Source organism: Streptomyces sp. NPDC093801, from assembly GCF_040701585.1.
In the GTDB taxonomy this organism is placed as follows: domain Bacteria; phylum Actinomycetota; class Actinomycetes; order Streptomycetales; family Streptomycetaceae; genus Streptomyces.
The window spans coordinates 1-15,743 of the sequence record NZ_JBFBDP010000072.1 but is presented as its reverse complement, the minus strand read 5'-3'; the positions used below and the strand labels follow the sequence as shown (position 1 = coordinate 15,743).

Here is a 15,743-nt window from a genome sequence, read left to right as displayed (position 1 = left end):
GGGTCCAGGGCCCCGCACACCGCGTCGAAGACCTCCGCGAACACCGGGAAGGCAGCGTGCAGTTCACGCCCCATACCCGGGCGCTGGCTGCCCTGCCCGGAGAACAGGAACGCGTGCTTCCCGCCGCCCGGGGCGGCCGCGGCCCGGACCACCGCGCGGGAGGGTGCTCCGTTCGCCAGCGCGGTCAGGGCCTCCCGCATCCCGTCCGGGTCCTCCGCGGTCACGGCGGCGCGGTGTTCCAGGGCGCTGCGGCCCGTGGCCAGGGCGTAGGCCACGTCCAGCGCCGCCCGGTCCGGTTCCTGGGCGTACGGCAGGAGGGCGCGGGCCTGCGCGCGCAGGGCTTCCGGGCTCTTGGCGGAGAGCAGCCACGGCGCCGCGAACGGTGTGGCGGGGCCGGTCCCGGCGGGGGTGTCGGGGGCCTGTTCGAGGACGACGTGGGCGTTGGTGCCGCTGAAGCCGAACGAGGAGACGGCCGCCCTCCGGGGCCGGGGCCCCTGCGCCCATTCCACGGGCTCGGTGAGCAGGCGGACCGTGCCGGGGGTCCAGTCGACGTGCGGGGAGGGCTCTTCGGCGTGCAGGGTCCGGGGCAGGACGCCGTGGCGCATCGCCTCGACCATCTTGATGATCCCGCCCACGCCGGCCGCGGCCTGGGTGTGCCCGATGTTCGACTTCAGGGACCCCAGCCACAGCGGCCGGTCCTCCGGCCGCTCCTGCCCGTACGTCGCCAGCAGCGCCTGGGCCTCGATCGGGTCGCCCAGCCGGGTGCCGGTGCCGTGGGCCTCCACCGCGTCCACGTCCGCCGCCGCGAGTCCGGCGTTCGCCAGGGCCTGCTCGATCACCCGTTCCTGGGCCGGGCCGTTGGGGGCGGTGAGGCCGTTGGAGGCGCCGTCCTGGTTGACCGCCGAGCCTCGGACGACCGCGAGGACGGGGTGGCCGTTGTGCAGGGCGTCGGAGAGCCGTTCCACCAGCAGCACCCCCGCGCCTTCCGCCCAGCCGGTGCCGTCGGCGCCGGCGGAGAAGGCCTTGCAGCGGCCGTCGGCGGCCAGTCCGCGCTGGCGGCTGAACTCGACGAAGGCGCCGGGTCCGGCCATCACGGTCACCCCGCCCGCGAGGGCGAGTTCGCATTCGCCCCGGCGCAGGGCCTGGACGGCGAGGTGCAGGGCGACGAGGGAGGAGGAGCAGGCCGTGTCGACCGTGACCGCGGGCCCTTCCAGGCCGAAGGTGTAGGAGAGGCGGCCCGAGATGACGCTGCCCGAGTTGCCGGTGCCGAGGAAGCCCTCGACCCCTTCGGGCACGGACTGCAGGGACGAGGCGTAGTCGTGGTACATGACGCCCGTGAACACGCCGGTGCGGGAGCCGCGCAGGGTGGCCGGGTCGATGCCGGCCCGTTCGAAGGCCTCCCAGGAGGTTTCCAGCAGGAGTCGCTGCTGCGGGTCCATGGCGAGGGCCTCGCGCGGGGAGATACCGAAGAAGGCGGCGTCGAAGTCGCCCGCGTCGTAGAGGAACCCGCCCCGCAGGGTGCTGCTGGATCCGGCGGTTCCGCCGCTCGCGGAGAGGAGGTCGAGGTCCCAGCCCCGGTCCTCGGGGAAGCCGGCGATGGCGTCGGTGCCGGCGGTGAGCAGCCGCCACAGGTCCTCGGGGGACCGTACTCCGCCGGGGTAGCGGCAGCCCATGGCGACGATGGCGACGGGTTCGTCGGTGGCCGTCCCGGCGGGGGCGGCCGTGCGGACGGCGCCTGAGGTCCGGGGGGTGTCGGTCAGGCGGCGCAGGAGGTGGCGGGCGAGGGCGTCCGGGGTGGGGTGGTCGAAGACCAGGCCGGCGGGGAGGCGTACGCCGGTCGCCGAGGCGAGGCGGTTGCGGAGTTCGACGGCGGTCAGGGAGTCGAATCCGAGTTCCCGGAAGGCCTGGCCGGCCTGGACGGATTCGGGGCGGCCGTGCCCCAGGACGGCGGCGGCGTGGGTGCGGACGAGGTCGACCAGCAGGGTGGTGCGGCCGGTCTCCGGCAGGGTGGCCAGCCGCTCGGCCAGGGCGGCGCGGGCGCCGTCGGGCGCTGCGGCCGCGGCGGCCTCGCCGCGGCGCACGGGGGCGGGGACCAGGTCCCGCAGCAGGGCGGGCAGGCTGCCGGCGCGGGCCTGTTCGCGCAGGACGGGCAGGTCCCAGCGGACGGGTACGAGCAGGGGTTCGGCGGAGCCGAGGGCGCGGTCGAGGAGGCCGAGGCCCTCGTCGGTCTCCAGGGCGAGGAGTCCGGAGCGGCCGATGCGGCGCTGGTCGGTCTCGGCGAGGCCGGCGGTCAGGGTGCTGCTGCGGGCCCACAGGCCCCAGGCCAGGGAGACCGCGGGCAGGCCGGCCGCGCGCCGCCGCTGGGCGAGGGCGTCCAGGGCGGCGTTGGCGGCGGCGTAGTTGCCCTGGCCGGGGTTGCCGAAGACGCCGGCGGCGGAGGAGAAGAGGACGAAGGCGCGGAGGCCGAGGTCACGGGTGAGCTCGTGCAGGTGGAGCGCGCCCGCGACCTTGGGGGCGAACACCCGCCGGATCCGCTCCGGGGTGAGGGCGGGGACGACGCCGTCGTCGGTGACGCCCGCGGCGTGGACCACCGCGGTCAGGGGATGTGCGGCGGGGAGCGCCGCCAGCAGGGCGGCCAGTGCCTCCCGGTCGGCCACGTCGCAGGCCACGGTGTCCGCCACGGCTCCCAGGGCGGCGAGTTCGGCCGCGAACTCCCGGGCGCCGTCGGCGTCGGGGCCGCTGCGGCTGAGGAGCAGCAGCCTGCGGACGCCGTGCCGGGCCACGAGGTGGTGGGCCACCAGGCGCCCCAGGGTGCCGGAGGCTCCGGTCACCAGGACGGTGCCGTGCGGCGGGAACACCGGGGCCGGGTCGGCCGCGCCGTCGGTGTCGGGTCCGGCCGCGGGTGCGTCGGCGCGGACGAGCCGGGGTGCGAGCAGGGCTCCCCCGCGGACCGCCAGCTGCGGTTCGCCGGTGGCGGCCGCGGCGGCGAGCAGGGCGGGGTCCGGGTCCGCGGTACCAGCGCCGGTGTCGGTGTCGGTGTCGACGAGGAGGAAGCGGCCGGGGTTCTCGGACTGCGCCGAGCGCACCAGCCCCCAGACGGCGGCCTGCGCCGGGTCGGCGTCTTCCGCCGGGTCGGTGGCGACGGCGCCGCGGGTGACGAGCAGCAGGCGCGCGTCCGTGCAGCGGGCGTCGGCGAGCCATTCCTGGACGAGGGCGAGTGCGGCCCGGGCGGCTTCGGCGGGCCGCTCGGCCGGGTCCGCCGCGGGGGCGCGGCCCTCGTCCGGCACGGTGACCGTCACGGCCACGGTGTCCGGGACCCGGGCGTCCTCGGCGTGCAGGGCGGAAAGCGAGTCGAGCAGGGTGACGGGCGCGGGCGCGCCGGGCCCGGCCGTGGCGGGGTCCGCGGGGGCCCACACCTGCCGGAACAGCCCGTCGCCGCGGGAAGCCGCCGCCGCGGCCAGCTGTCCGGCCGCCACGGGGCGCAGCACCAGGGAGTCCACGGAGAGCACGGGGCGGCCCGCCCCGTCCGCGAGGTGCAGCGTGACGGCGTCCTGCGTGCCGGGCGCGGGGGCCAGGCGGACCCGGAGGGTGGTGGCTCCGGTCGCGTGGAGGGTCACCCCGTTCCATTCGAAGGGGATGCGGGGCCCGCCGTCGTGCGGGGTGTCGCCGAGGCCGGCGGTGTGCAGGGCGGCGTCGAAGAGCGCGGGGTGCAGGCCGAATCCGGTGGTGTCGGTGCCGTCGGGCAGGGCGATCTCGGCGAAGAGCTCCTCGCCGCGCCGCCAGCCCGCGCGGACCCCCCGGAACAGGGGGCCGTACTCCAGGCCGAGGCCGGCCATCCGGTCGTAGAGGGCCTCGGGGTCGGCGGGTTCAGCGTCGGCCGGGGGCCACGGGGCCGGCGCGGCGGGGGCCGGGGCGGCGTCGGGGGCCAGCAGGCCGGAGGCGTGGCAGGTCCAGGTGTCGGCGTCGAGTGCCTCGTCCGGCTGGGAGTAGAGGCGTACGCCGCGCCGGCCGTGGGCGTCGGCGGTCTCGACGACGGCCTGGAGCCGCATCCCGCCCTGCGGGGGCAGGACGAGCGGGGCCTCCAGGGTGAGCTGCTCGATCCGGCCGCATCCCGCCTGGTCCCCGGCGCGGACGGCCAGCTCGACGAGGGCGGTGCCCGGCAGGAGGGGGTTGCCCAGGACGCGGTGGTCGGCGAGCCAGGGGTGCGTGGTGAGCGAGACGCGGCCGGTCAGCAGGACGCCCTCGCCGTGGGCCAGGGTCACGGCGGCGCCGAGCAGCGGGTGGTCGGCGGGGCGGAGGCCGGCGCCGGAGAGGTCGCCGGTGGCGGGCCGGGTTTCGAGCCGGTACTCCTCGCGCTGGAAGGCGTAGGTGGGCAGGTCCACGCGGCGGGCGCCGCGGCCCGCGAAGACCCCTTCCCAGTCGACGGGCGTTCCGTGGACGTGGAGGCGGGCGAGGGCGGTGGTGACGGCCAGGTCCTCGGGCCGGTCGGCGCGCAGGGCGGGGACCACGACGGCGCTGTCGTCGAGGAGGTGCGCGGCCAGGGCGGCCAGGACGCCGCCGGGGCCGATCTCCAGGAAGGTGCCCGCGCCTTCGGCGGCGAGGGAGCCGACGGCGTCGGCGAAGCGGACGGCCTCGCGGACGTGCCGCACCCAGTAGCTGGCGGAGCGGAACTCGTCGGCGGGCACGGGGCGGCCGGTGAGGGTGGAGACGACCTGCAGGGCCGGGGTGCCGAAGGACACCCCGTCGAAGGCGGTGCGGAACTCCGCCAGCATCGGGTCCATCAGCGGGGAGTGGAAGGCGTGGGAGACCGGCAGCTCCTTGGACTTGCGGCCCTGGGCGGACAGCCGGCCGACGACGGCGGCCACGGCCTCGGCGGCGCCCGAGACCACCACGGAGGCGGGCCCGTTGACGGCGGCGATCCCGGCCCGGTCCTCGTACCCGGCCAGCAGCTCGCGCACCTCCTGCTCGGAGGCCTCGACGGCGGCCATCACCCCGCCGGCGGGCAGCGCCTGCATGAGGCGGGCCCGGGCGGCGACCAGGCGGGCCGCGTCGTCGAGGGAGAACACCCCGGCCAGGTGGGCGGCGGCGAACTCGCCCACCGAGTGCCCGGCCAGCAGGTCCGGGCGCACGCCCCAGGACTCCACCAGCCGGAACAGGGCCACCTGGAGGGCGAACAGGGCCGGCTGCGCGTGCCCGGTCCGGTTCAGGAGGCCGGCGTCCGTACCGAACGCCACTTCCTTCAGGGGGCGTTCGAGGTGCGGGTCCAGGGCGGCGCAGGCGGCGTCGAAGGCTTCGGCGAACACGGGGTGGGCCGCGTACAGTTCGCGTCCCATGCCCGGGCGCTGGCTGCCCTGGCCCGAGAAGAGGAACGCGGTGCGGCTGCGGGGCAGGACGACGCCCGTCGCCGTGCTGCCGTCCGCGGTGTCGGGGGCGTCCTCGCCCCGTGCCAGCAGGTCCAGGGCCCGGCGCAGTCCTTCGGGGTCCGTGGCGACGACGGCGGCGCGGTGGTCGAGCGCGGCCCGGGTCGTCGCCGTGGAGAGGCCGAGGTCGGCCAGGGACTGTTCGGGGTGGCCGGTGGTGTGGCGCAGGAGACGGGCGGCCTGTGCGCGCAGGGCGGCCGGGTTCTTCCCGGACAGCAGCACGGGCGTGCAGCCGGCCGCGGGCCGGGGGGCGGGCGCCGCGGCGGGCTCCGGTTCCGGTTCCGGCCGGGGCGGCTCCTCCAGGACGACGTGGGCGTTGGTGCCGCTGAACCCGAAGGAGGAGACGGCCGCCCGGCGGGGCCGGTCGCCCTCCTTCCACGGGACGGGCTCGGTGAGCAGGCGGACCGCGCCGGAGGCCCAGTCGACGTGCGGGGACGGGGAGTCCACGTGCAGGGTCCTGGGGAGCCGGCCGTGGCGCAGCGCCTCGACCATCTTGATCACGCCGCCGACGCCGGCCGCCGCCTGGGTGTGCCCGATGTTGGACTTGAGCGAGCCCAGCCACAGCGGCCGGTCCTCCGCGCGTCCCTGTCCGTAGGTGGCCAGGAGGGCCTGGGCCTCGATGGGGTCGCCGAGGGTGGTGCCGGTGCCGTGGGCCTCCACCGCGTCCACGTCGGCGGGGCCCAGGCGGGCGTCGGCCAGGGCGTGGCGGATGACCCGCTGCTGGGAGGGGCCGTTGGGGGCGGTCAGGCCGTTGGAGGCGCCGTCCTGGTTGACGGCGGAGCCGCGGACCACGGCGAGGACCGGGTGGCCGTTGCGGCGGGCGTCGGAGAGCCGCTCCACGAGGAGCATGCCGAGGCCCTCGCCCCAGCCGGTGCCGTCGGCCGCCGCCGCGAAGGGCTTGCAGCGGCCGTCGGCGGCGAGGCCGCGCTGGCGGCTGAAGTCCACGAAGGAGGTGGGGGTGAGCATGGTGGTGACGCCGCCGGCGAGGGCCAGGTCGCATTCGCCCTGGCGCAGCGCCCGCACCGCCAGGTGCAGGGCGACGAGGGAGGAGGAGCAGGCCGTGTCCACGGTGACGGCCGGTCCTTCGAGGCCGAAGGTGTAGGACACCCGGCCGGAGACCACACTGGCCGCGCTGCCGGTGCCGATGTAGCCGTCGACGTCCTCCACCGCCCGCTGGAGCAGGGCGGAGTGGTCGTGGTACATCACGCCGGTGAACACGCCGGTCCGGCTGCCCTTGAGCGAGGTGGGGTCGATGCCGGCCCGCTCGAAGGCCTCCCAGCAGGACTCCAGGAGGATCCGCTGCTGGGGGTCCATGGTGAGGGCCTCGCGGGGCGAGATCTCGAAGAGGCCGGCGTCGAAGTGGCCGATGCCGTCGAGGAAGCCGCCCTCGCGGACGTGGCTGGTGCCCCGGGTGTCCGGGTCGGGGTCGTAGAGCCCTTCCAGGTCCCAGCCCCGGTCGGCGGGGAACCCGGTGATGGCGTCCCCGTCCTCCGCGAGGAACTGCCAGAGCTCCTCGGGGGTGGTGATCCCGCCGGGAAAGCGGCAGCTCATCGCGACGACGGCGATCGGCTCGTGGCGGGCCTCGTCGAGGTCGCGCAGCCGCTCGCGGGCCTCGTGGAGGTCCGCCGACACCCGCTTGAGGAAGTAGCGGAGCTTTTCCTCGTTGTTGTTCGCCTGGAGGTCAGTCACTGGGGTCACCTTTTGCATCGAGCCCGTACGGGCCGGGGCCGTGGGGCCCGTGCGGTCGGGGGGCCGGGAGGGCCGGGGAAGGCCGCGTCGGCTGGGGAAGGCCGCGTCGGCTGGGGTGCTGGGAGGGGCCGGAGTACGGCGCGGGGCGGCGGGTGCGGGGCGCGCGGCCCCGCACCCGGTGCGGTTCAGGAGATCCCGAACTCCTTGCCGATGAAGTCGAACATCTCGTCGTCCGTCGCGGTGTGGAGCCCGTCCGCGACGCCGCCGGCGTCCGTCTCCCCCTGGCCGGCGGGCGCGGCCCACCGGTCCAGCAGCCGGCGCAGGTGCGCCGTGACCGCGTCGCGGGCGTCCGCGTCGTCCGTCGCCGTGCCCTGCAGCTCGGTCTCGATCCGGTCGAGCTCGGCGAGCAGCCCCGTGACGTCCCGGCCGGCCGGGACGGCCTCGGCCCCCAGGTGGCCGGCCAGTTCGGCCGGGGTGGGGTAGTCGAAGACGAGCGTGGGCGGCAGCCGCAGCCCGGTCTCCCTGCCCAGCCGGTTGCGCAGCTCGACGGCGGTCAGCGAGTCGAACCCGAGGTCGCGCAGCGCCTGCCCGGGACGCACGTCCCGGGGCGAGGCGAGGCCCAGGACCGCGGCCACGTGCTCGCACACCAGGTCCAGCAGCAGGGTGCTCCGTTCGGTCTCGGAGAGCCCGGCCAGCCGGGCCGTCAGGTCCCCTCCGGCACCTCCCGGCCGCGCGGCGGCCGGTTCCGCTCCCCCGTCGCCGGCGGAGCGCCGGGCCGGGACGCGGACCAGGGAGGCGAGCAGGGCCGGCAGGGTCCCGGCCGCGGCCTGCCCGCGCAGCGACGCCTGGTTCAGGCGGACCGGGACGACCGCGCTCTGCGGGTGGGCCGTCGCGGCGTCGAAGAGGCCGAGGGCCTCCTCGGTGCTCAGCGGCAGCACGCCGCTGCGGGACATCCGGCCCCGGTCGGCATCCGTCAACTCGCCGGTGATGCCGCTGCTTTCGGCCCACAGCCCCCACGCCAGGGACACCGCCGGCAGGCCGGCGGCGCGGCGCTGGCGGGCGAGGGCGTCCAGGAAGGCGTTGGCGGCGGCGTAGTTGGCCTGGCCCGCCGCGCCGAAGACACCGGCGGCGGAGGAGAACAGGACGAACGCGGAGAGCTCCATGCCACGGGTGAGCTCGTCCAGGTGCAGGGCGGCGTCCACCTTGGGACGGAAGACGCGGTCGATGCGCTCCGCCGTGAGACCGGTCAGGATCCCGTCGTCGGTCACCCCCGCCGCGTGCACCACACCGGTCAGGGGGTGCCGGTCGGGTACGGCGGCCAACACCCGGGCGAGGGCCTCGCGGTCGGCCACGTCGCAGGCGGCCACGGTGACCCGGGCCCCCAACGCGGTCAGCTCCGCCTCCAGTTCGGGCATGCCCGCGGCGGCTGCGCCCCGGCGGCTGACGAGCAGCAGGTGACGCACCCCGTGTCCGGTGACCAGGTGCCGGGCGACGTGTCCGCCCAGCGCGCCCGAGGCACCCGTGACGAGGACGGTGCCGTCGGCCGTGAACGCGGGTCCGGCCCCGCCGGGCAGGACCGGGGGTCCGGTCCGCGCCAGCCGCGGGACGAGCACCGCCCCTCCGCGTACGGCGAACTGCTCCTCGCCCGAGGCCAGCAGGGCGGGCAGGGCCCGCGCCGACGCCGGGTCGCGGTCGAGGTCGACCAGGACGAAGCGCCCCGGGTTCTCCGCCTGCGCCGAACGCACCAGCCCCCAGATCGCGGCCTGAGCCGGGTCCACCTCCTTGTCGCGGTCCTCCTCGCCGCGCCCCTTGGCGGCGACGGCGTTGCAGGTCAGGACGGCCAGCCGGGAACCGGCGCACCGGTCGTCGGCGAGCCACCGCTGGAGCAGGTCCAGGGCGCGGTGGGCCGTCGTGTGGACGTGGGTGACGGGGTGGTCCCGGTCGGGCTGGACGTCGACGGCCGCGAGGAGGACGGCGGGCGCCGGGCCCTCCCCTGCGCCGGGCGGATCCGCGAGGCCCGTGCGGAAGACGACGTCCATGCCGGAGTCCTCCAGTGCCGCGCGCAGTCCGTCGTCGCCCCCGACGAGGGTCCACCGGCCGCCGGGACGGTCCACGGGGGCCTCCGGGGTGAGGGGAAGGGGGGTCCAGTCGAGCCGGTAGAGCGAGTCCTGCCGGCCGTGTGCCCACCCGGCCCCGGCCAGCTGCTCCGCCGAGACGGGGCGCAGGACCAGGGAGTCGACGCAGGCCACGGGCCGGCCGGCCTCGTCGGTGGCCAGCAGGGCCACCGCGTCGGCGCCGGCCGGGACGATCCTGACCCGCAGGGCGCGGGCGCCGGTGGCGCGGACGGTCACCCCGTTCCAGGCGAAGGGGATCCGGCCGCGTCCGGCGTCGGGCAGCAGGCCGGCGAGGCCGATCGCGTGGAGGGACGCGTCCAGCAGCGCCGGGTGGACTCCGAAGCCGGTGACCGCGGTCTCCTCGGGCAGCCGTACCTCGGCGAACACCTCGTCGCCGCGCCGCCAGAGCCCGTGCAGGCCCTGGAACACCGGTCCGTAGCCGAAGCCGAGGCCGGCCAGCCGCTCGTACGCGCCGCCGGTGTCCAGGGACTCGGCCCCGGGGGCCGGCCATGCGGAGAGGTCGGAGGACCGCTCCTGGCCGCCGTGGGCTTCCACGGAGACCACACCGGTGGCGTGGCAGGTCCACGGCTCGGTGGAATCGGCCGTCTCGGGGCGGGAGTAGACGTTGACCGTACGGTGCCCGGTCGCGTCGGGCCCGCTGACGACAGCCTGGAGCTGCACGGCACCGTCCTCGCGGAGCACGAGGGGGGCGCCGAGGGTCAGCTCGTCCACCCGGTCGCAGCGCACCTCGTCGGCGGCGCGCAGCGCCAGGTCGACCAGTGCGGTGCCGGGCAGCAGGACCGTGTCCATCACGGTGTGGTCGGCGAGCCAGGGGTGGGTGGCCGGGGACAGCCTGCCGGTCAGCAGGGCCCCCTGGCCGTCGGCGAGGGGTACGGCCGCCCCCAGGAAGGGGTGCTCGGCGTCCACGAGGCCGGCGGCGGCCACGTCACCGGCCGGGACGACCGGGTCGAGCCAGTAGCGGCGGTGGTGGAAGGCGTAGGTGGGCAGGTCGACGGGGTGGCGGGCCGGTCCGGCGTGGACGGCGGCCCAGTCGACGGGGGTGCCGTGGACGTGGAGCCGGGCGAGGGCGGTGGTGACGGCGAGTTCCTCGGCGCGGTCGGCGCGCAGGAGCGCGACGGCCACCGCCTGCTCGTCCAGGGCCTCCTGGGCGAGGGCGGTCAGGACCCCGCCGGGGCCGATCTCCAGGAAGGTGTGCACGTCGTCCGCGGCGAGGGTGGTGACGGCGTCGGCGAAGCGGACGGCCTCACGGACATGGCCCACCCAATAGTCGACGGAGCAGAACTCCTGCGCCGAGACCGTCCGGCCGGTGAGCGTGGACACGATCGGCAGGCCCGGGACCCCGAAGGAGACCGACGCGACCACCTCACGGAACGCGGCCAGCATCGGGTCCATCAACGGCGAGTGGAAGGCGTGGGAGACGGACAGGGCCTTGGTCTTGCGCCCCTCGGCCGCCAGCCGGTCCACGACCACGGCCACGGCGTCCTCCGCACCCGAAACCACCACGGACGTGGGCCCGTTGACCGCGGCGATGCCCGCCCGGTCCTCCAGCCCGGCCAGCAGCTCCCGGACCTCCTCCTCGGAGGCCTGGACCGCCACCATCACACCGCCTGACGGAAGCTCCTGCATCAGCCGGCCGCGCGCGGCCACCAGCTTCGCCGCGTCCTCCAACGACAGCACCCCCGCGACGTGGGCCGCCGCGAACTCACCGACGGAATGCCCGGCCAGGAAGTCCGGGCGCACACCCCACGACTCCACCAGCCGGAACAACGCCACCTCCACCGCGAACAGCGCCGGCTGCGTGTACCCGGTCCGGTTCAGCAGCTCCGCGTCCTCACCGAACACCACCTCCCGCAGCGGGAGATCGAGATACGGGTCCAGGGCCCCGCACACCGCGTCGAAGGCGTCGGCGAACACCGGGAAGGCGGCGTGCAGTTCACGGCCCGTGCCCGGGCGCTGGCTGCCCTGCCCGGAGAACAGGAACGCCGTCCTGCTGCCGTCGGCGAGCTCGGCTTCACCGCGTACGACACCGGCCGCCTGCCGACCCGCGGCGAGGGCCTCCAGGCCCGCCAGCAGCTCCGCGCGGTCGGCCCCGACCACGGCGGACCGCAGCTCCATCGAGGCGCGTGACACGGCGAGCGAGCGTCCGATGTCGGCGAGCCCGAGGGCCGGGTGCTCGGCGACGTGCTCCGCGAGGCGCTGCGCCTGGGCACGCAGGGAGGTCTCGTCCTTGGCGGACAGCACCCACGCGACGGCTCCGGAGTCGGCGGAAGCGCCGGTGGCGGGCGGGTCCGTTTCCTTGCCGGGGACGTGTTCCAGGACGACGTGGGCGTTGGTGCCGCTGACACCGAAGGAGGAGACGCCCGCCCGGCGCGGACGGCTGTCGTCCGCGGCCCACTCCCGGGCCTCGTTGAGCAGCCGTACCGCCCCCGTCGACCAGTCGACGTGCGGGGACGGTTCGTCGGCGTGGAGGGTCCTGGGGAGGACCCCGTGACGCATGGCCATCACCATCTTGATCACGCCCGCCACACCGGCCGCGGCCTGCGTGTGGCCGATGTTGGACTTCAGCGAGCCCAGCCACAGCGGCCGGTCCGCGTCCCGCTCCTGCCCGTAGGTGGCCAGGAGGGCCTGGGCCTCGATCGGGTCGCCGAGGGTCGTGCCCGTGCCGTGCGCCTCGACGGCGTCGACGTCAGCCGTCGACAGGCCCGCCTGCGCCAGGGCCTGGCGGATCACCCGCTGCTGCGCAGGCCCGTTCGGCGCGGTCAGACCGTTGGACGCACCGTCCTGGTTCACCGCCGACCCGCGGACCACCGCGAGCACCCGGTGGCCGTTGCGGCGGGCGTCGGAGAGCCGCTCCACCAGGAGCATGCCCACGCCCTCGGACCAGCCGGTGCCGTCGGCGTCGGCCGAGAAGGCCTTGCAGCGGCCGTCGGCGGCCAGCCCGCGCTGGCGGCTGAACTCCACGAAGGTGTTCGGGGTCGCCATGACGGTGACCCCGCCCACGAGGGCCATGGAGCACTCGCCCTGGCGCAGGGCCTGCGCCGCGAGGTGCAGGGCCACCAGCGACGAGGAGCAGGCCGTGTCCACGGTCACCGCCGGCCCCTCCAGGCCGAAGGTGTACGAGAGCCGGCCCGAGGCCACACTGCCGGAGGTGCCCATGCCGAGGTGGCCTTCGAGCCCTTCGGGTACGGTCCCGCCGAGCTGGGAGCCGTAGTCGTGGTACATGACCCCGGCGAACACCCCGGTACGCGAACCCTTCAACGTCGCCGGGTCGATCCCGGCGCGTTCGAAGGCCTCCCACGAGGTCTCCAGCAGCAGCCGCTGCTGCGGATCCATGGCGAGCGCCTCGCGCGGCGAGATCCCGAAGAAGGCGGCGTCGAACTCGCCCGCCCCGTACAGGAACCCGCCCTCACGGGCATAACTCGTCCCCGCGTGATCCGGATCCGGGTGGTACAGCGCCTCCAGCGCCCAGCCACGGTCCACCGGGAACCCGCCGACCGCGTCACCACCCTCCGCGACCAACCTCCACAGATCCTCCGGAGAACGCACCCCACCCGGATACCGGCAGCTCATCCCCACGATCGCGATCGGATCGTCGGCGGAGGCGGCCCGGACGGCCGTGGCGGGCTGCGCCGGGCCGGTGTCCGTGCCCAGCAGTTCGGTCAGCAGCAGGCGGGTCAGCGCCTCGGGCGTGGGGTGGTCGAAGACGAGGGTCGCGGGCAGCCGCAGTCCGGTGGCGGAGTTGAGGGTGTTGCGGAGTTCGACGGCGGTCAGCGAGTCGAATCCGAGGTCCCTGAACTGCCGGTCCACCGCGACCGACCGTGCGGACGCGTGCCCGAGGACGGCCGCCACCTGGGTGCGGACCAGGTCGAGGACGAAGGCCTGCCGTTCCTCGGCCGGCAGGGCGGCCAGCCGGCCGGCCGCCGTGGTCTGGCCGGCCGTCGTCTGCGGGGCGCCTTCGAGGCTGCGCCGTACGGAGGTGCGCACCAGCTTGCGCAGCAGCGGCGGCAGGGCGCCCGCGCGGGCCTGGGCGTGCAGCGCCTCGGTATCCAGGCGGGCCGGGACCAGCACGGCCCGCTCGGAGCGGCAGGCGGCGTCGAAGAGGGCCAGGCCCTCCTCCGCCTCCAGAGCGATCAGTCCGGAGCGGCTGATCCTGTGCCGGTCGGCGGCGGCCAGCCCGGCCGTGAGGGTGCTGCTCTGCGCCCACAGGCCCCAGGCGAGGGACACGGCGGGGAGCCCCTCGGCCCGGCGGGACGCGGCCAGGGCGTCGAGGAAGGAGTTCGCCGCGCAGTAGTTGGCCTGTCCGGCGCTGCCGAGGGTGCCGGCGGCGGAGGAGAACAGGACGAAGGCGGACAGGCCGGCTTCGCGGGTCAGTTCGTGCAGGTTGAGGGCCGCGTCGGCCTTCGGACGGAACACCCGGTCGACGCGGTCCGGGGTGAGGGAGGTGACGGTGCCGTCGTCGGTCACCCCGGCCGCGTGGACCACGGCGGCCAGCGGGTGCCCGGCGGGGACCGCCGCCAGCAGGGCGGCGAGTTGGTCGCGGTCCGCGACGTCGCAGGCCACGGTCCGGGGCTCGGCGCCCAGTTCCCGCAGCTCCCGGGTGAACTCGGCCGCGCCGGGCGCGTCCTGGCCCCGGCGGCCGGCCAGGATCAGGTGCCGTACCCCGTGGGTGGTGACGAGGTGGCGGGCGACCAGTCGGCCCAGCGCGCCCGACGCGCCGGTGACGAGCACCGTTCCGTCGGCCGGGAAGGCGACGGGGGTGTGCTCGGCCGGTGCCGGTTCGTCGGCCCGTACGAGCCGCGGGACGAGCAGGGCCCCGTCACGGAGGGCGACCTGCGGCTCGCCGCAGGCCACGGCGGCCGCCAGCGCGGCGTTGTCGTCGTCGCCGTCGGCGTCCACCAGCACGAACCGGCCGGGGTTCTCCGACTGGGCGGAGCGCACGAGACCCCAGACGGCCGCCTGCGCGGGGTCGACGGCGCGCGCCTCGGACCCGTCGGCGGTGGTCGCGTCGACCCCGCCGCGCGTCACGAGCGCCAGCCGCGACCCGGCGAACCGGTCCTCACGGAGCCACTCCTGGAGCAGCTCCAGGACGCGGCGCGTGGCGGCGGCCGGTGCGGCCCCCTCCCCCGCGCCCGGCAGTACGACGGCTACGTTCTCGGGTACGGAGGCGCCGTCCAGGTCGGCGAGGCGCTCGCACCGGACCGGCGCGGCGGACTCGGGCTCCGCGGGCGGCTCGCACCGCTCCCACGCGACCCGGAACAGCGCGTCCCGCAGCCCCGCACCGCCCTCGGCGGCGGCGCCGGCCTCGGCGAGCTGCTCGGGGGTGACCGTGCGCAGGAGCAGCGAGTCGACCGAGGCGACGGGCCGTCCCAGGGCGTCGCCGATCCGCAGCTGCACCGCGTCCGTCCCGGATGCGGCCCGGGTCAGGCGGACGCGCAGGGTCTGGGCGCCGCTGCCGTACACGTCCACGCCGCTCCAGGCGAACGGGAGGCGGCCGGCGTGGTCGGTGCCGAGGAACTCCCCGACGCTCATGGCGTGCAGGGCCGCGTCGAGGAGCGCCGGGTGCACGGCGAACCCGTCGACCGGGGTCCCGTCGGGCAGCGCGACCTCGGCGAACAGCTCGTCCTGGCCGCGCCGCCAGAGGGCGCGCAGCCCCCGGAACACCGGGCCGTAGTCGAAGCCGGCGCCGGCCAGCCGGTCGTAGCAGTCGTGGAGGTCGACGGCGGTGGCGTCCGCCGGGGGCCAGGTGGCGTCCGTTTCCGGCAGCGTCCGTCCGGTGTCGGGGACGAGGAACCCGGTCGCGTGGCGCGTCCAGGAATCCTCTCCGTCGGCCTCGGCGGGGGTCTCGGGACGGGAGTAGACCTTCACCGTCCGGCGGCCCGAGTCCTCGTCCGCGGCGCCGACGAGCACCCGGACCTGGACCGCGCCCCGCTCCGGAAGGACCAGGGGTGCGGCGAGGGCGAGTTCCTCGACGCGGCCGCAGCCGAGTTCGTCGCCGGCGCGTACGGCCATCTCCAGGAAGGCGGTACCGGGGAGCAGGGTCACGCCGGAGACGGCGTGGTCCGCCAGCCAGGGGTGGGTGGTGAGGGACAGGCGTCCGGTGAGCAGGGAGCCGGCGCCGTCGGGCAGCAGGGCCGTGGCCCCGAAGAGGGCGTGGCCGGCGCCGGCCAGTCCGGCGGCGGTGACGTCGCCCGTGCCGGCCGGGGCGTCGAGCCAGTAGTGCTCGTACTGGAAGGGGTAGGTGGGCAGGTCGAGGCGGCGGGCTCCGCGGCCGGCATGGACGGCGGCCCAGTCGACGGGGGTGCCGTGGACGTGGAGCCGGGCGAGGGCGGTGGTGACGGCAGGTCCCTCGGCCCGGTCGGCCCGCAGGACGGGCACGGTGAGGGCGCGCTCGTCCAGGAGTTCCCGGGCGAGGGCGGTCAGGACCCCGCCGGGACCGACCTCCAGGAAGGTGCGCACGCCTTCGAGGGCCAGGCAGTCGACGGCGTCCGCGAAGCGGACG

General features: G+C 76.5%; 2 protein-coding genes. Both read right to left on the bottom strand.

Annotation, left to right across the window (positions count from 1 at the left end; all coding sequences use genetic code 11):
- Positions 1–7,109: type I polyketide synthase (locus tag AB0469_RS40205; protein WP_366456568.1), on the bottom strand; the 7,109-nt coding region annotated here is incomplete at its 3' end.
- 185 nt (positions 7,110–7,294) lie between these two features.
- Positions 7,295–15,700 (bottom strand): type I polyketide synthase, encoded by an 8,406-nt coding sequence (locus AB0469_RS40200; protein ID WP_366456567.1) that lies wholly within the window; start codon positions 15,698–15,700, stop codon positions 7,295–7,297.
- Between the last annotated feature and the right edge of the window lie 43 nt (positions 15,701–15,743).